13 protein-coding genes are annotated in these 15,810 nt (G+C 72.9%); 9 read left to right on the top strand and 4 right to left on the bottom strand.

Going from position 1 to position 15,810, the window contains the following annotated elements:
• Positions 1-173 precede the first annotated feature (173 nt).
• From ACEZDE_RS02595 to ACEZDE_RS02570, 6 genes are all read left to right on the top strand, one after another.
• Complete coding sequence (locus tag ACEZDE_RS02595) at positions 174-1,118, top strand: ABC transporter permease (RefSeq protein ID WP_380531445.1); 945 nt, start codon at positions 174-176, stop codon at positions 1,116-1,118.
• Positions 1,115-2,023, top strand: a complete 909-nt coding sequence (locus ACEZDE_RS02590) for an ABC transporter permease (RefSeq protein WP_380532312.1) — start codon at positions 1,115-1,117, stop codon at positions 2,021-2,023. Before ACEZDE_RS02595 ends, ACEZDE_RS02590 begins: the two co-directional genes overlap by 4 nt.
• Positions 2,020-2,814, top strand: coding sequence for an ABC transporter ATP-binding protein (locus ACEZDE_RS02585; RefSeq protein WP_380531442.1), 795 nt, complete (start codon positions 2,020-2,022; stop codon positions 2,812-2,814). Before ACEZDE_RS02590 ends, ACEZDE_RS02585 begins: the two co-directional genes overlap by 4 nt.
• Positions 2,811-3,650, top strand: a complete 840-nt coding sequence (locus ACEZDE_RS02580) for an ATP-binding cassette domain-containing protein (protein WP_380531439.1) — start codon at positions 2,811-2,813, stop codon at positions 3,648-3,650. Before ACEZDE_RS02585 ends, ACEZDE_RS02580 begins: the two co-directional genes overlap by 4 nt.
• Before the next feature lie 114 nt (positions 3,651-3,764).
• Positions 3,765-5,417 carry an ABC transporter substrate-binding protein gene (locus ACEZDE_RS02575; RefSeq protein WP_380531436.1) on the top strand — a complete coding sequence of 551 codons (1,653 nt, stop codon included), beginning with the start codon at positions 3,765-3,767 and terminating at the stop codon, positions 5,415-5,417.
• A 65-nt stretch (positions 5,418-5,482) separates the two neighbouring features.
• Positions 5,483-6,487: an LLM class F420-dependent oxidoreductase gene (locus tag ACEZDE_RS02570; protein WP_380531433.1), complete on the top strand. Its 1,005-nt coding sequence runs from the start codon at positions 5,483-5,485 to the stop codon at positions 6,485-6,487.
• Between the two features lie 40 nt (positions 6,488-6,527).
• Here ACEZDE_RS02570 and ACEZDE_RS02565 read toward each other — a convergent pair whose 3' ends face one another.
• Positions 6,528-7,502 (bottom strand): glycoside hydrolase family 6 protein, encoded by a 975-nt coding sequence (locus tag ACEZDE_RS02565; RefSeq protein WP_380531430.1) that lies wholly within the window; start codon positions 7,500-7,502, stop codon positions 6,528-6,530.
• Between the two features lie 327 nt (positions 7,503-7,829).
• Between ACEZDE_RS02565 and ACEZDE_RS02560 the strand changes: the two genes are divergently transcribed.
• Positions 7,830-8,864, top strand: coding sequence for a LacI family DNA-binding transcriptional regulator (locus tag ACEZDE_RS02560; RefSeq protein WP_380532309.1), 1,035 nt, complete (start codon positions 7,830-7,832; stop codon positions 8,862-8,864).
• A 77-nt stretch (positions 8,865-8,941) separates the two neighbouring features.
• On the opposite strand, the gene ACEZDE_RS02555 is transcribed toward ACEZDE_RS02560, so the two are convergent.
• Entirely contained in the window at positions 8,942-9,478 is a 537-nt protein-coding gene (locus ACEZDE_RS02555) for a TetR-like C-terminal domain-containing protein (RefSeq protein WP_380531427.1), read from the bottom strand.
• Between the two features lie 99 nt (positions 9,479-9,577).
• Between ACEZDE_RS02555 and ACEZDE_RS02550 the strand changes: the two genes are divergently transcribed.
• On the top strand, positions 9,578-10,318 hold the full coding sequence (locus ACEZDE_RS02550; RefSeq protein WP_380531424.1) for an MBL fold metallo-hydrolase: 741 nt from the start codon (positions 9,578-9,580) through the stop codon (positions 10,316-10,318).
• 21 nt (positions 10,319-10,339) lie between these two features.
• Here the strand turns inward: ACEZDE_RS02550 and ACEZDE_RS02545 are convergent, their stop codons facing one another.
• Positions 10,340-11,386, bottom strand: coding sequence for a type III polyketide synthase (locus ACEZDE_RS02545; protein ID WP_380531421.1), 1,047 nt, complete (start codon positions 11,384-11,386; stop codon positions 10,340-10,342).
• A 122-nt stretch (positions 11,387-11,508) separates the two neighbouring features.
• The gene (locus ACEZDE_RS02540; RefSeq protein WP_380531418.1) at positions 11,509-11,937 is read right to left on the bottom strand and encodes a VOC family protein; all 429 of its coding nucleotides are present in this window, start codon (positions 11,935-11,937) and stop codon (positions 11,509-11,511) included.
• 324 nt (positions 11,938-12,261) lie between these two features.
• Here ACEZDE_RS02540 and ACEZDE_RS02535 point away from each other — a divergent pair, with 324 nt between their 5' ends.
• Positions 12,262-15,783, top strand: a complete 3,522-nt coding sequence (locus ACEZDE_RS02535; RefSeq protein ID WP_380531415.1) for a glycoside hydrolase family 15 protein — start codon at positions 12,262-12,264, stop codon at positions 15,781-15,783.
• Positions 15,784-15,810 lie beyond the last annotated feature (27 nt).

Genomic DNA, 15,810 nt, shown 5'->3' with positions numbered 1-15,810 from the left:
CGGTCCCGCCGGTCCTATGACCCACGGTCACCGCATGAACGCCTGACTGGTTGTCACCGGCCGCCCCACGCATGCTTCGAGGCAGCGGCGGACGTCCCGGCACCGCCGCGCTGACGAGGGACTTCACCCTCCACCGGAAGGATGACCATGCCAGTCCCCGCAGGCGTTCGGCGATGAGACGGTTCCTGCGACGGCGGCTGCTGCTGGCCGTGCCGACGCTGCTGGGGGTGTCGGTGGTGGTCTTCGCGACCGTCGCCCTGGTGCCCGGCGACCCGGTCGGCAACTTCCTCGGCCCCGGCGCCCCGCCCGAGGCCCGCCGCGAGCTGACCCGGCGGCTCGGCCTGGACCTGCCGCTGCCGGAACGCTACGGCAGCTGGCTCTGGCACGCGCTGCACGGCGACCTCGGCACCTCGATCGCCACCCAGCGCCCGGTCTCGCAACTGCTGCTGCCCGCCTTCGGGGAGACCCTGCTGCTCGCCTCCTGCTCGTTCCTGCTGGTCCTGGTCGGCGGGGCGGCGCTCGGCAGCCTGGGCGCGCTCCGGCCCCGCGGCCCGGTCGGACGGCTCACGGGCGCGATCGGCACCCTCTCCGTCTCCGCCCCGCAGTACTCGGTGTCGCTGCTGCTGATCGCGGTCTTCGCGGTGCACTGGCAGCTGCTTCCGGCCGGAGGCACCCACGACGTCTTCGGCGACGGCGGGGCGGCCGACCTGCTGCGGCACCTGGTGCTGCCCGCGGTCGCCGCCGCGCTGGTGCCGCTGGGGCTCACCGCCCGGGTGTTCCGGGCCGCGCTGGGATCGGTACTGGACGGCGAACTGCCGGACAGCCTGCGGGCCCGCGGCCTGAGCCGGACCGCGGTGCTCCGGCACTGCCTGCACAACGCCTCGCCCGCGCTGCTCACCATCGGCGGCCTGCAACTCGCCTACCTGCTGGAAGGAGTGGTCTTCGTGGAGACGCTGTTCTCCTGGCCCGGCATCGGGCAACTGCTCTACAACGCCCTGTCCGCCCGCGACCTGCCGGTGATCGAGGGCGGCGTGCTGCTGGTCGCCACCGCCTTCGTCGGCGTCAACATCCTGGTCGACACCGCCCACGCGGCGATCGACCCCCGGGTCCGGGGCTGACCGGCGATGACCTCCCTGACCACCCTGCCCGCCCCCGCGCCCGCCCCGGCCCCGGCGGCCCCCGCGGCGGGCCCGCTGCGCCGCCACGCCGGGCTGCTGCTCCCGCTGGTCCTCGCCGGGCTGCTGATCCTGGTCGCGCTGGCCGCGCCGTTGCTCGCCCCCTACGGCCCGACCACCGGCACACTGCAGACCCGGCTGCTCGACCCCGGCAGCCCCGGCCACCTGCTCGGCACCGACGGCCAGGGCCGGGACGTGCTCAGCAGGCTGATCTGGGCCGCCCGCCCCTCGCTGATCGGCGGCTTCGCCCCGGTCGCGATCGCCGCGCTGGCCGGCAGCGCGCTGGCGTCACCGCCGGACTCGGCGGCAGGGCGACCGAGCAGGCACTGCTGCGCTCACTCGACGTGCTCTACGCGTTCCCCGGCATCCTGCTGGCGATGGCCATCGCCACCCTGCTGGACACCGGCCTCGGCGCGGTGGTGCTCTCGCTGTCGGTGGTGCTCACCCCGGCGGTGACCCGGGTGGTGTTCACCGAGGTACGGCGGATCCGCTCGGCCGAGTTCCTGGAGGCCGCCCGGGTCAGCGGGGCCGGGCGGACCGCGGTGGCGCTGCGTCAGGTCGCCCCGGTGGTCGCGCCGGTGGTGCTGGTCTACTGCTCCTCCCTGGTCGGCCTGTCCATCGTCTACGCCGCCGGGCTCTCCTTCCTCGGCCTCGGCGTCGCCCCTCCGGCCGCCGAGTGGGGCGCGATGCTGGACGAGCTGCGGCCCAGCCTGCTGACCCACCCCCAGGTGGCGGTGATGCCCGCGCTGGTGATCCTGGCCGTGTCGGTGGTCTTCAACACGCTGGGTGAGGCGCTGCGCCGCCGCCTCGGCGACGCCGGAGACCTGCGGGCGGGGGCGCTGCGATGAGCGCCCCACTGCTCCAGGTCAGCGACCTGACGGTCACCCACCACCACGCCGGGGGCGCGACCCGGGCGGTGGACCGGGTGTCCTTCACCCTGCGCGGCGGCGAGGCGCTGGTGCTGCTGGGGGAGTCCGGCAGCGGCAAGACCACGGTGGCCAGGTCGCTGCTCGGGCTGCCCGGCCGGTCCGCCAGGGCCACCGGGCGGATCGTCCTCGACGGCCAGGACCTGCGGAGCTTGGACGAACGCGCGCTGTCCGGCATCCGCGGTCGCCGGGTCGGCTACGTCCCGCAGGACCCCACCGGCTCGCTGGACCCGCTGCGCCGGATCGGTGCCCAACTGACCGAGGTGCTGCGGCGGCACGGGGCGGCCGACAGCCGCAGGGCGGCCCGCGGTGCGGTGCCCGCGCTGCTGGAGTCGGTCGGGATCGCCGACCCCGACCGGGTCGCCCGCAGCTTCCCGCACGAACTGTCCGGCGGGCAGCGGCAGCGCGCGGCGATCGCCCTCGCGGTGTGCTGCGGCCCGCGGCTGCTGGTCGCCGACGAACCCACCACCGCCCTGGACGCCCTGGTCCAGGCCCAGGTGCTGGACCTGTTCGGGAGGCTCCGCGCCGAACGCGGCATCGCCCTGCTGCTGGTCACCCACGACCTCGCGGTGGCCCGCGGGACCGGCGGGACGGTCGCGGTGATGCGCGCGGGCCGCGTGGTCGAGACCGGCCCGGCCGACCAGATCCTCGACCACCCCGCCCACCCCTTCACCACCGACCTCGTCACCGCACAGCCGGGAACCCCTCGATGACCACCCCACCGCCTGCGGCCTCCACCGCGCCCTCGCCTTCGGCATCCGCTGCGCCACCCACCGGGCACCTGCTGTCGGTGCGGGCCGTGGGGAAGTCCTACCCGCGGGCGGGTGCCGTGCTGGACGGGGTCGACCTCTCGGTCGCCCGCGGCGGGACCGTCGGGCTGGTCGGCGAGTCGGGTTCGGGCAAGTCCACCCTGGCCCGGCTGGTCCTCGGCCTGGCCGCCCCGGACACCGGTGCCGTCCGCTTCGACGGGCAGGACCCGTACCGGCTGCGCGGACGCGCGTCCCGCTCGGTCAGGGCCCGGCTGCAGTTCGTCCCGCAGAACCCCCGCGGCTCGCTCAACCCCGCACTGCGGGCCGGTTCGGCGGTGGGCTTCGTCCTGGCCGCCCAGCGCACCCCGCGCGCCGAGCGGACCGAGCTGACCGCCGAACTGTTCCGACAGGTCGGCCTCGACCCGGCGCTGGCCCGCCGCTTCCCCCGCGAGCTGTCCGGCGGACAGGTGCAGCGGGTCGCCATCGCCCGTGCCCTCGCCACCGGCCCCGACCTGGTGGTCTGCGACGAGCCGACCTCCGCGCTGGACCGGGGCGTCCAGGCCCAGGTACTGGACCTGCTGACGGAGCTTCAGCAGACCCGGGGCCTGGCCTACCTCTTCATCTCGCACGACCTGGCGGTCGTCCGCCACCTCGCCCACCGGGTGTCGGTGCTGCGGCACGGCCGCGTGGTCGAGGAGGGCCCCGCCGACCAGGTCTGGGACCACCCGCAACACCCCTACACCCGAGCCCTGCTCGCCGCCTCCACCGGCCGCACCCCACCCCCCGCCCCCAACCACTGACGCCCGACCGCCCGCCATCCGCCGTCCGCCGTCCGCCGCCGCCCACCACCCACCGTCCACGCCCACCGCCGCCCCCGCCCGCCGAGCACCACCGTCCCCAGGAGCCACGCAACCATGCCGTACCCCGACCCCGCTGCCCGCACCGTCCCCACCCGCGCCCGCTCCAGAGCCGCGGCCGTCCTGGCCACCGCCTTCTTCTGCCTGTTCGGCGCCGCCGCCTGCGGCTCCACCAACCACACCGACCACACCGGCTCCGCCGCACCCGCGGCGGCCCGCGGCGGAACCCTGGTCGTCGGCGCCACCGGGACCCTCCCCAACCCGGACACCATCCTCGGCGGAGCCGGCTACGAGGGCACCAGCCTGGTCAGCTTCCAGATCTACGAGGGCCTCACCCGCTACGACCTGCTCACGCACACCGACCGGCCCGCCCCGGTCACCTCCGCGCTGGCCTCCTCCTGGACGGTCGCCCCGGACGGCGTCACCTGGACCTTCACCCTGCGCAAGGGCGTCACCTTCCAGGACGGCACCCCCTTCGACGCCGACGCCGTGGTCTTCAACCTGGACCGCTACTTCAAGAAGGGCAGCCGCTACTACTCCGCCGCGCTCGGCGCCGCCGCGCAGGAGTACGGCGGCGACATCGCCTCCTACCGCAAGGTGGACGCCGACCACGTGGTCCTGGTCACCAAGGCCGCCAACGGGCACTTCACCGACGACCTGACCCACCTCCTGATCGCCAGCCCCACCGCGGTCGCGAAGTACGGCGACACCGGCTTCTCCCAGCACCCGGTCGGCACCGGCCCGTTCGCCTTCGCCTCGGAGTCGGGCAACCAGGAGATCGACCTGGTCGCCAACACGACCTACTGGCGCGGAGCCCCCAAGCTGGACCGACTGGTCGTCAAGTCCCTGCCCGACGCGGCAGCCCGCACCGCCGCGCTCCGCTCCGGCGACGTCAACCTGATCGACTACCCCAACCCGGACGACATCGCCGCCCTCACCGCCGCCGGGGCCAAGGTCGACACCAACAGCTACGACCACATCTGGTACTGGATCCTGGACCGGTCCAAGGCCCCCTGGAACAACCTGAAGGTCCGTCAGGCCGCCAACTACGCCGTCAACCGCGCCGCCATCGCCGACGACCTGCTGCACGGCACCGCCGCCCCCGCCTACCAGGCCGCCCCCAAGGGCACCCTGGCCTACGACCCGGCCGGGAACGTCTACTCCTACGACCCGGCCAAGGCCAAGCAGCTGCTCGCGGAGGCCGGCTACCCGCACGGGTTCAGCAGCACCGTCACCGTCCCGACCGCCGGCTCCGGCAACCTGCTGCCGGTCCCGATCGCCGAGGCGATCCAACGCGACCTGGCGGTGGTCGGGATCACCGTGAAGATCCGCACCACCGACTGGTCCTCGCTGCTCGGGGCCGAGGCCAAGGGCCAGGTCGCGCTGGGCTCCGACGCGCTGGCCCAGTCCACCACCCTGTTTCAGTCCGAGTCGCTGCTGCCGCTGTTCCTGGGCAGCAACAGCCCGTTCTGGACCGGCCACTACTCCGACCCGGCCGTGGACCGCCTTTTCGCCGCCGCCTCGTCCTCGCTCGACCAGGGCACCCGGAAGACCGACTACACCCAGGCGCTGGACCGGGTGACCCAGGACGCGCCCTGGCTGTTCGTCGTCAACGACCGCGACCCGCGGGCGCTTTCGCCGAAGGTGCACGGCTTCGTCCAGCCGCAGTCCTGGTTCCTCGACCTGACCGGGGTCTGGGTCCAGAAGTAACCGCAGAAGCAACCGATCACCCCTCCCGAATCCGCCACCGCCACCCAGGAAGAACGGGCACCGCCATGACGCTCCCGCAGAGCCTCCCGCCCCGCTGGGGCCTCACCGTCCCGCTGCCCGGACTCACCATCGACCGGCACCGCTTCATCGTCGAGCGGCTGCCCGACCTCGGCTACACCGACGTCTGGAGCGCCGAGGGCGGCGGCACCGACGCGTTCACCCCGCTGGCCGCGACCGCGGCCTGGTCCCCGAGCCTGCGCATCGGCACCGGCATCGTCCCGGTGCACACCCGGGGACCGGCCGTGCTCGCCCAGACCGCCGCGACCCTGGCCCAACTCGCCCCCGGACGGCTGCTGCTGGGGATCGGCGCGTCGGTCCCCGCGCATGTCACCGACATCAACGGCATCCCCTTCGACGAACCGTTCAAGCGCACCAGGGACGTGCTCCGCTTCGTCACCAGGGCGCTGCGCGGCGAGCACGTCTCCGGGGACTTCGACACCTTCTCGATCACCGGCTACCAACTGCCGCACCCGCCCGCCGACCCGGTCAAGGTGATCCTCGGCGCGCTGCGCCCCGGCATGCTCAAGCTGGGCTTCACCGAGGGCGACGGCGCCATCACCAACCTGCTCTTCCCCGAGGACGTGCCGAAGGTGCTGGACGCGGTCGGCCCGCAACCCCCGGGCAAGGAGCTGGTGGTGAAGGTGTTCGTCTGCCCGACCGAGGACACCGAGTACGCGCGCCGGGCCACCAGGCCGTTCCTGGCCTGGATCCTCAACCGCGAGCCCTACCGCAAATTCCACGAGTGGCTCGGCCACGGCGAACTGCTGCGCGAGTCACACGAGTTGTGGGCCGCGGGCGATCCGGAGGGCGCGCAGAAGGCGCTGCCGGACGAGGTGGTGGACGGCCTGTTCATCAGCGGCTCGCCGGAGGAGTGCCGCGAGCGCATCCTCCGCTACCACCGGCCCGGGGTGACCACGATCCAGCTCTACGTGTCGCTCCCGCCCGAGGTGTTCGTCAGCCGGGCCCGCCTGCTCGACACCCTGACCCGGCTGGGCCCCGCCGCCGGCTGAACGGCGGGGCGCGGAGCACGCATCCTGACGTGGGCCGGGTTCAGTAGCCGTAGACGAGGTCGTAGGCGACCTGGGGCAGGAACTGTCCGGCGGCCGAGCCGGCCCCGGTGCCGCAGTTGCCGTCGGACTCGCCGGGGGTCTTGATCCACAGCAGCATCTCGGCGCCGCCGCCGAGCTTGCTGGGGGTGCCCAGTTCCCGTCCGGCCGGGTTGCACCAACTGCCGTTGGAGCCTTTGCCGTTGCGGCTGGTGTCGATCACATACGGCTTGGTGTAGCCGGAGGAGGAGCGGAGGGTCGCGTTGACGGAGTTGCCGTAGCTGGTGTTCTGGGCGGTGGTGTAGAAGTTGGAGACGTTGAGCGAGAAGCCGTGCGCGCCGCTGAGTCCGGCGGCGGCGAGGTGCTTGGCCATGGTCGCGGCGCTGATCCAGCCGGGATTGCCCGCGTCCAGGTAGACCCAGGTGTTGGGCGCCTTCTTGTTGAACTGGGTGATGGCGTTCTTCAGCAGCGCGTTGCGGTCGGCTATCTGGGCCGAGGTCATGCAGCTCTCGTCCCCGAGCGAGTCGGGCTCCAGGATGACGACGGCCGGTCGGCTGCCGATGCCGGAGGCGAAGGCCGCTATCCAGGTGTCGTAGGCGGCGTCGCTGCCCGCGCCGCCGCCGGACTGGCCGCCGCAGATGTCCCGGTTGGGGATGTTGTAGGCGACCAGGATCGGCAGCTTGCCCGCGTTCGCGGCGGCGCCGACGTAGGCGCCGGTCGCGGTGCCGATGGTGCCGCTCCAGTTGCCGAACCAGCGAGCGGCGGGGGTCTTGGCGATGGAGGCCTTGATGGCGGCGGTGCGCCCGTCGCCGGGGTTGGCGGCGACCCACTGCTTGGCGCTGGAGTTGGGGTCGGCGTAGAAGCCGTTGGTCATCCCGACCGGGCTGGCCGCGTAGGCGGTGCCGGTGTGCAGGGCGACCAGCGCGGTGGTGAGCGCGGTGGCCAGGGTCAGGGACAGGGCACGGGCAGGGCTTCGCATGTGGGGGGTACTCCTTCGCTGCTGAAGGGGGCCAGGAGTGTGGAAGCGCTTCCGGTTTGCTGGGATCCGATCCGCGTGTGGGATGCGAGATGGATGATTGACGTGTGAGGAGGACCGTGTCAATGCGTTGAACACCAGCAGTTCTACCGGCCGGTCGGCTCACCCCGTGGAACAGGGCCTTCGGGACGGCCAGCCGGAAGCGGTACCATTTCTGGATTCCGCCAGGGGCAATCCGGAGGTCCCGGCAGGGTCGGCCGACCAGGGTGGCCGGGGCGTGGGAGCATGGCGCTGACCGTCGCCCGAGACCTCAAGGGAGCCAGCCGTTCCATGGAGCCGTCGCCCAAGCGTCTGCCGACCCTCGACGAGGTGGCCGAACGCGCCGGGGTCTCGCGCACTGCCGCGTCCCGTGCGATCAACAACGTCCCGCACGTCAGCCGGGCCAAGCGGGAGGCCGTCGCGCGGGCGGTCCGCGAGCTGGGCTACGTGCCCAACCCGACCGCGCGGGCGCTGGCACGGAGCCGGGTCGGGGCGGTCGTGCTGGCCGTGTCGAGCGACGAGCCGGGGCTGTTCGCCGACCCGTTCTTCGCCGAGATCACGGTCGGCGTCAGCGCGGCGCTGGAGCAGACCGAGTTCGAACTGATCCTGCTGCTGGCCAACACCGCGCGGGGCAAGGAGCGGCTGCGGCAGATGCTGCGCTCCCGGCGGGCCGACGGGGTGATGCTGATGGCGCTGCGCGGGGACGACCCGCTGAGCCGGCTGGCCGAGGAGGGGGAACTGCCGGTGGTCTTCGGCGGCCTCCCGCTGACCGGCGAGCCGCGCTGGTACGTGGACGCGGACAACCGCGGCGGCGGTCGGCTGGCCGCCGAGCACCTGGTCCGCACCGGGCGCCGACGGCCGGTGATGGTCACCGGACACGTCGACACCCAGGTCGCGGTGGCCCGCGAGGCGGGCTTCGCCGAAGGGCTCGCGCTGGCCGGCCTGCCCCGTCCGGCCGTCGAGCCGGGGGACTTCAGCGAGGAGGGCGGGGCCGTCGCGATGCGGCGGCTGCTGGACGCGCACCCCGACCTCGACGCCGTGTTTGTCGCCTCGGACGGCATGGCCGTCGGCGCGCTGCGGACACTGCGGGACCGTGGCCGCCGGGTGCCCGAGGACGTGGCCGTGATCGGCTTCAACGACCTGGCCGGCGCCCGCTCCACCCATCCGCCGCTGACGACGGTGCACCAGCCGGTGCGCGCGCTGGGGCACGAGATGGCCCGGATGCTGGTCGGCCTGATCGAGGGTCAGCAGCCCAGCCCGCTGATCCTGCCGACCCGGCTGACCGTGCGGGACTCCGCCCCGGCGGCCTCCCCTTCCGGGATCTGACCCGCCGCCAGGAGCGCCCCCGCCGAGTCGGGTCCGTCCGAGCGGGCGCCCAGAGCCGGACGCCCAGAGCCGGAGGCTCAGGCGGGCGGACGGGACGTCAGCGCGCGGCGCATATGGGCGATCCCGTACTCGAAGGCGTGGTCGACGTCCCCGCCCAGCCGGAACGCGCCGGCCAGCTCCATCCCGATGAAGCCGGTGACCCAGGCGGTCACCAGCCGGGCGGCGTCGAGCTCCTCCGCCTCGCCCGCGAGCTGCCGGGACGCCCGCAGGATCGGCGCGGCGACGCGGGCGGGCGTCTCCGGCGCCGCGGTCGCGGACAGCATCAGCCGGAAGCCCTCGGGGCGCTCCTGGGCGAAGGCGCGGTATTCGCGCGCCAGCTCCTCCAACGAGCCGTCGGTCGCCTCCAGCCGGGTGATCAGGTCCTCGATGGAGGCCTCGGCCACGGCGGCCAGCAGCGCCGCGCGGTCGCGGACGTGCTTGTAGAGGGAGGGTGCGCGCACCCCGACCCGCTGGGCGACGCTCTGCATGGTCAGCCCCTCCCGGCCGCCGGATTCCAGGATGTCCCGGCCCGCCGCGACGATGGTGCCCAGCGAGGTCTTCTCAGGAGTCGGCATCGGACGGCCCGCCCTTCCGCGGCTAAAAGCTATTGACCGTAGCCATGAAGGCTATGTAGCGTAGCCATCGTAGCCGCTGGACCCCTCCAGGAGGAAACCATGAAGCTCGCTCCGCACCTGCACCGCCTCGGAAACGACGTGGTGGCGTGCTATCTGATCGACACCCCCGAGGGCATCACCCTCATCGACGCGGGCCTCCCCGGCCACTGGAACGACCTGCAGGCCGAGCTGCGCGCGCTGGGCAAGTCCGCCGCCGACATCCGCGGGCTGGTGCTGACCCACGGGGACGCCGACCACCTCGGCTTCGCCGAGCGGCTGCGGACCGAGCACGGGGTGCCGGTCTTCGTGCACGCCGCCGACGCCGTCCGCACCCGCACCGGGGAGAAGCCCAAGACTCCGGCGGGCCCGATGCGGCTCGGCCCCGCGCTCGGCTTCCTCGGCTACTCGCTCCGCAAGAACGGCCTGCGCACCAGGTACGTCCAGGAGGTGACCGAGGTCGCCGACGGCGACGTGCTGGAGCTGCCCGGGAGCCCGGTGGTCGTGGGCATGCCGGGGCACTCCCCGGGGAGCATCGCGGTGCACGTGCCGCTCGCGGACGCGGTCTGCGTCGGTGACGCGCTGACCACCCGGCACGTGCTGACCGGGCGCACCGGCCCGCAGCCCGCGCCGTTCACCGACGATCCGGCCGAGTCGCTGGCCTCGCTGGAGCGCCTCGCCGCGCTGGAGGCGTCCTGGGTCCTGCCCGGTCACGGCGCGCCCTGGAACGCCTCCCCGGCCGAGGTGGCCGCCGCGGTCAGGAAGGCCGACGAGGCCGGGAAGGCCGGGAAGGCCGGCGCGTAGCCGCGGGCCCGGTCGGCGCGGTCACTCCGCCGACCAGGTCGTCCGGCAGGCGGCGGCGGTGAAGCCGGGGCCCACGCCGACCAGCAGGCCGGTCGATCCCGCCGCGGGCGGATCGGTGAAGTGACGGGCGAGGACGTCCAGCACGGCGACGCCGCCCAGGTTGCCGCGGTCGCGCAGCCCGGCCCAGGAGTGGTCGAGCAGCTCGGGGGCGCAGTCCAGCCCCGCCTGCAGGTCGCTGAGGATGCGCGGACCGCCGGTGTGCGCGATCAGGAACGCGGGGGAGTCCTCGGGGTCGCGCCGGTACCAGTCCAGCAGCGGGGGGATCAGGTCCGCCATGGACTCCAGCGCCTGCGCGGTCGACTCGAAGTGCTGCCCGGTGCCGTCGAGGCGCATCCGGTAGCGCTCGGTGCTGTCCGGGATGACGTACTCCCAGGTGTCGTCGATCCGCGGACCGCCGCCGACGGGGGTGTCGGTCACCACGACGGCCCCGGCGGAGTCCCCGAACAGGGCCTTGTAGATCATGCTCTCGGTGGTGGTCTCGGAGTGCTGATACACCGTGCTGAGCGTCTCCGCGACCACCACCAGGACCCGTCGCCCCGGGTGGGCCCGCAGGTAGTCGGCCGCCCGGACCAGGGCGTGGGCGCCCCCGGCGCACCCCAGCTGGGTGAGCGGCACCCGGCTCACCGCGGGGTTCAGCCGCAGGCTGTTGACCAGGTGCACATCGAGCCCGGGGACGGCCAGGCCGGTCGAGTGGCTGGTGACCACGGCGTCGATGTCGGCGGGATCGAGACCGCTGCCGAGCAGCGCGCCGACCGCCGCCTCGACGCCCATGGCGCAGACGTCGTCGAAGGCCCGGTTGTTGCGCGACTCGATGTCCTCGGTGGTGGCCACGGTCTTCAGCGGCTGGGTGAAGTGGCGCAGCTGGACGCCGGTGCGCCCGACGATGCGGCTCCAGCGGGTCAGCAGCGGGTGGTCCGGGTGCGCGCGGCCGATGTCCTCGACGATCTCGTCGACGGTGACCGCATGGGGTGGCAGGACGATGGCGGGGGATCCCAGGAAGGCTGGCATGCGGCCCCTTCTGGTCGTTGCGTCGGTGTTCGTCGCCGGGCGGGTGCTCAACGCTAGGCGGCCGGGGCGCGTCCCGCCAGGGGTGTCCACCGAGAGGTCCGACAAACGGACGATCGTTCCGATTACTCCGCGGAATCCGGGTCCGTGAGCAGGTCGAGCTGCCAGGAGACGCCGAAGCGGTCGTTCACCCAGCCGAACTTCGTACTGAAGCCGTAGCAGTCCAGCGGCATCAGCTCCGAGCCCTGCTCGGCGAGGGCCGCGTACAGCCGGTCGATCTCGGCCTCGTTCTCGCAGCGCACATACAGCGAGACCGCCGGGGTGAAGCCGAAGGCGTGCTTCACATAGCTGTCGATGCACATGAACTGCTGCCCGGCGATCGAGAACACGGCGCGGTGGACGCTGCCCTCCGGGCCCGGCCCCTCGGCGCCGTAGCGGGTGACGTCGAGGACCTCGGCGTCGTCGAACAGCGCGGTGTAGTAGGCGATCGCCTCCTCCGCCCGGCCCTCGAACATCAGGAATGTGGTGATCTTCTGCGGTGTCGCGGTTGCCATGCTGCAGAGGTTAGACCGCACCCACGGGGCGGGTCCGCAGCGGCTCACCGCCGCCGGTTAAGCAATTCCTTACCGAAGCTTGCAGATTCTCGCCGCTGCTCTGAAAACCCTGCTCCTGAGGTCTGGTCAGCTGACACGCGGTCAACTAGGTTGAGCCGCGCTTGCTGCTAGTTGCAGCAAGACTTTGCCGAACGACGGTTACTGCCCGGCACGCGCGGTCGCTCGACGGCCGCCACGACGGCCCGGCAGCGGGGGTCCCGGTGCGCCGCGAGGCGTCCGCGGACCCGTTTCAGCAGTCCCCACCCGTACTGCAGGAGCACCCCCATGTCCGTGCAACGTGCGCGCCTCCGCGCGCCCTCGCCCCACCTCGGCTCCTCCCCCCGCGGCCCGGTCAAGTGGACCGCGCTGGCCGCCGTCGCCGCCCTGGCGGCCGTCGCCGCACTCGGGGCCGCCGCCCCGCCCGCCGCCGCCGCGACCGCACCGGGCGGCCCGGGATCGGTCTCGACCTGGAACGAACCCCTGGGCACCCAGGGCTTCGCCACCGCGCTCAGCCAGACCTCCAAGGTCTGGTACCTGCTCGCCAACGGCGCGCTGCAGAACGTCTACTACCCGCAGACCGACAACCCGGACAGCTACGGGCTGCAGTTCTACGTCACCGACGGCTCCGGCTTCACCGACAACGAGATCAACAGCACCGCGCACACCGTCACCCTGGCCGACCCCGACTCGCTGACCTGGACCCAGACCAACACCGCGACCAGCGGCAAGTACACCATCACCAAGACCTACGTGGCCGACCCGAACCGCTCCGTCATCGAGATCAACACCACCTTCACCAACCACACCGCCACCCCGCTGTCGCTGTACGCGGACTACCTGCCGCAGCTGAACAACCAGGGCAACGGCAACTCCGGCAGCACCGACAGCGCCAGCGGCGACCTGGTCGCGTCCAACGGCCCGGTCGCCAGCGCGCTGGCCGCCTCCGTCCCGTTCAGCAGCGCCTCCACCGGCTACGTGGGCACCGCCGGCAGCGGCAGCGCCCAACTGGGCGCGAGCCACGCGCTGACCACCCCCTACAGCGCGACCGCCGGCCCGGGACACATCGAGCAGACCGCGCAGATCCCGGTCGCCGCCACCGGCTCCACCAGCTTCACCCTGGCCCTGGCCTTCGACAGCAGCACCGCCTCGGCCGTCAGCGACGCCACAGCCTCGCTGGCCGCCGGGTTCAGCGCCACCGAGAGCGCCTTCCAGGCCGGTTGGCACACCTGGAACCAGGGCCTGAACTCCCCGCCCGCGTCCGTCAGTTCCAGCCCCGGGCTGCTCACCCAGTACCAGGTGGCGCTGATGGAGACCAAGGCGGACGAGGACAAGAACTACGTGGGCGCCTTCGTGGCCTCCCCGTCCACCCCCTGGGGCGCCTCGGTCAGCGCCGACGGCGGCGGCCAGCACGGCTACCACCTGGTGTGGACCCGCGACGAGTACCAGATGGCCTCCGCCCTGCTGGCCGCGGGCGACAAGCAGGACGCCAGTGACGCGCTGACCTACATCCTGACCTACGAGGAGAGCGCCAGCGGCCAGGTCAAGCAGAACTCCTGGCTCAACGGCAACCCGATGTGGGGCGGCAACCAGGAGGACGAACAAGCAGACCCGATCATCCTGGCCTACCAGCTCGGCCGCACCGGTGCCGCCGACTTCGCCAGACTCAAGCTCACCGCTGCCTTCATCGCCGCCAACGGCCCCACCACGGGACAGGAGCGCTGGGAGGAGAACGGCGGCTACTCGCCCGCCACCATCGCCGCCGAGATCGCCGGACTGATCTGCGCCGCCCAGATCGCCACCGTCAACGGCGACACCGCCGACGCCGCGTCCTGGACCGCCACCGCCAAGAGCTGGGCCGCCGACGTCGTCGGCTGGACCTACACCACCAACGGCTCCTACGGGAACGGCAGCTACTTCCTCCGGATCACCCCCGACGGACAGCCGAACTCCGGGGCCACCATCGGCCTCGCCAACGGCGGCGGCAACCACGACGACCGCACCGTGGTCGACCAGAGCTTCCTGGACCTGGTCCGGCTGGGCGTGCTGGCCCCCGGCTCCACCCAGGTCAGCAACACCCTGGCGGTCGACGACGCGCAGATCGGGGTCAGCACCCCGGAAGGGCTGATCGACCACCGCTACGACTTCGACGGCTACGGCGAGAACGCCTCCGGCGCCGACTACACCGGCGCGGGCGTCGGCCGGCCCTGGCCGGTGCTCAGCGGCGAACGCGGCGAGTACGACGTCGCCGCGGGCAATCTGACCGGGGCTCAGACCACCCTGCAGACCATGGCGGACTCGGCCGCCGACTACCAGATCTCCGAACAGGTCTGGAACGGGGCCACCGGCACCAACGGCTTCACCAACGGCAAGCCGGACGACTCCGCCACCCCGCTGATGTGGGCCATGGCCCAGTACGTCCGACTGGCCATCGACATCTCCGCGGGCCAGGACGTGGACACCCCGGCCGTGGTCTGCCAGACCTTCGACACCTGCGCCGCGCCGCCCACCAAGGCCCCCGCCGCGCCCACCGGCCTGACCGCCACCGCGGTGCACACCACCGGGATCACCCTGTCCTGGACCGGGGCGCCGCTGGCGGCCGGCTACAAGGTCTACCGCGCCACCGGAAGCGGCACGCCGGTGCTGGTCGGCACCACCGCGAACACCACCTTCGCCGACACCGGGCTGACCCCGTCCACCGCCTACACCTACGACGTCACCGCCTACAACAACATCGGCGCCTCCCCGGCCTCGGCCCCGGTCACCGCGACCACCAAGGCCCCGAGCCCGCCGCCGGACCCGCCGACCATGCTCAACAGCACCGGCGCGACCAGCACCACCGTCACGCTGACCTGGACCGCCGCCACCGACAGCGCGGGCGGCACGGTCGCCGGGTACCACGTCTACCGGGCCACCGGGAGCGGCACGCCGGTGCCGGTCGCCACCACCACCGCCCCCGGCTACACCGACACCGGGCTGAGCCCGACCACCGTCTACACCTACCACGTCACCGCCTTCGACACCGACGGCAACGAGTCCGCGGCCTCCAACAGCATCAGCGCCCTGACCACGGCGAACAACGTGGAGACCGTCAACGTCACCGTCCCCGGTTACACCGACCAGACCGGCCTGAAGGTCTACCTCGACGGGACCCTCTCCGCGCTGGGCGGCGGCCTGCCGGACTGGGCCGCCAGCGGCATCGCCTTCACCCGGGTGGACGCCACGCACTGGACCGCCACGATCACCGCGGCTGGGCCGACCACGCTGCAGTACAAGTACACGATCGGCGCGAACTGGTCCGACAACGAGGAGACCAGCAGCTGCGGCTACGTCGGCAACCGCACCCTGGTCATCAACGGCGGCACCACCACGGACACCGTCGCCAACTGGGAAGGCCCCTTCACCTGCGGCAGCCCGCCGACGCCCACCCCCACCCCCACGCCTACTCCCACCCCGACTCCCACGCCCACCCCGACCGGTGTCACCGAGACCGTGAACGTCACCGTCCCGGAGAGCACCCCCGCCACCGGCAAGGTCTACCTGGCCGGGAACCTCTCCGCGCTCGGTGAGGGCCAGACCGACTGGGCCGCGAACGGCGTGCTGATGACCCGGGTGGACGCCACCCACTTCACCGCGACGATCACCGCGGCCAAGGCCGCCACCCTGGCCTACAAGTACACGCTCAACGGCAACTGGTCCAACAACGAGGAGACGGCGGGCTGCGCCTACGTGGCCAACCGCAGCATGTCCGTCAACGGCGGAACCGTCACCGACACCGTCGCCAACTGGGAGGGCTACGGCGGCTGCTGACCCCCTGTCGGCAGCCTGTCCGGTGCC

The organism is Streptacidiphilus cavernicola (assembly GCF_042510955.1).
GTDB lineage: Bacteria > Actinomycetota > Actinomycetes > Streptomycetales > Streptomycetaceae > Streptacidiphilus > Streptacidiphilus cavernicola.
The sequence above is the reverse complement of the archived record's forward strand: the minus strand, read 5'-3'. Positions and strand labels throughout refer to the sequence as shown.

Bases quoted from the DNA above. Each gene is read 5' to 3' on its own strand.
- ACEZDE_RS02575 (WP_380531436.1), top strand. From the start codon at position 3,765: ATGCCGTACCCCGACCCCGCTGCCCGCACCGTCCCCACCCGCGCCCGC.
- ACEZDE_RS02595 (WP_380531445.1), top strand. From the start codon at position 174: ATGAGACGGTTCCTGCGACGGCGGCTGCTGCTGGCCGTGCCGACGCTG.
- ACEZDE_RS02550 (WP_380531424.1), top strand. From the start codon at position 9,578: ATGAAGCTCGCTCCGCACCTGCACCGCCTCGGAAACGACGTGGTGGCG.
- ACEZDE_RS02560 (WP_380532309.1), top strand. From the start codon at position 7,830: ATGGAGCCGTCGCCCAAGCGTCTGCCGACCCTCGACGAGGTGGCCGAA.
- ACEZDE_RS02585 (WP_380531442.1), top strand. From the start codon at position 2,020: ATGAGCGCCCCACTGCTCCAGGTCAGCGACCTGACGGTCACCCACCAC.
- ACEZDE_RS02580 (WP_380531439.1), top strand. From the start codon at position 2,811: ATGACCACCCCACCGCCTGCGGCCTCCACCGCGCCCTCGCCTTCGGCA.
- ACEZDE_RS02565 (WP_380531430.1), bottom strand. From the start codon at position 7,502: ATGCGAAGCCCTGCCCGTGCCCTGTCCCTGACCCTGGCCACCGCGCTC.
- ACEZDE_RS02540 (WP_380531418.1), bottom strand. From the start codon at position 11,937: ATGGCAACCGCGACACCGCAGAAGATCACCACATTCCTGATGTTCGAG.
- ACEZDE_RS02535 (WP_380531415.1), top strand. From the start codon at position 12,262: ATGTCCGTGCAACGTGCGCGCCTCCGCGCGCCCTCGCCCCACCTCGGC.
- ACEZDE_RS02555 (WP_380531427.1), bottom strand. From the start codon at position 9,478: ATGCCGACTCCTGAGAAGACCTCGCTGGGCACCATCGTCGCGGCGGGC.
- ACEZDE_RS02570 (WP_380531433.1), top strand. From the start codon at position 5,483: ATGACGCTCCCGCAGAGCCTCCCGCCCCGCTGGGGCCTCACCGTCCCG.
- ACEZDE_RS02545 (WP_380531421.1), bottom strand. From the start codon at position 11,386: ATGCCAGCCTTCCTGGGATCCCCCGCCATCGTCCTGCCACCCCATGCG.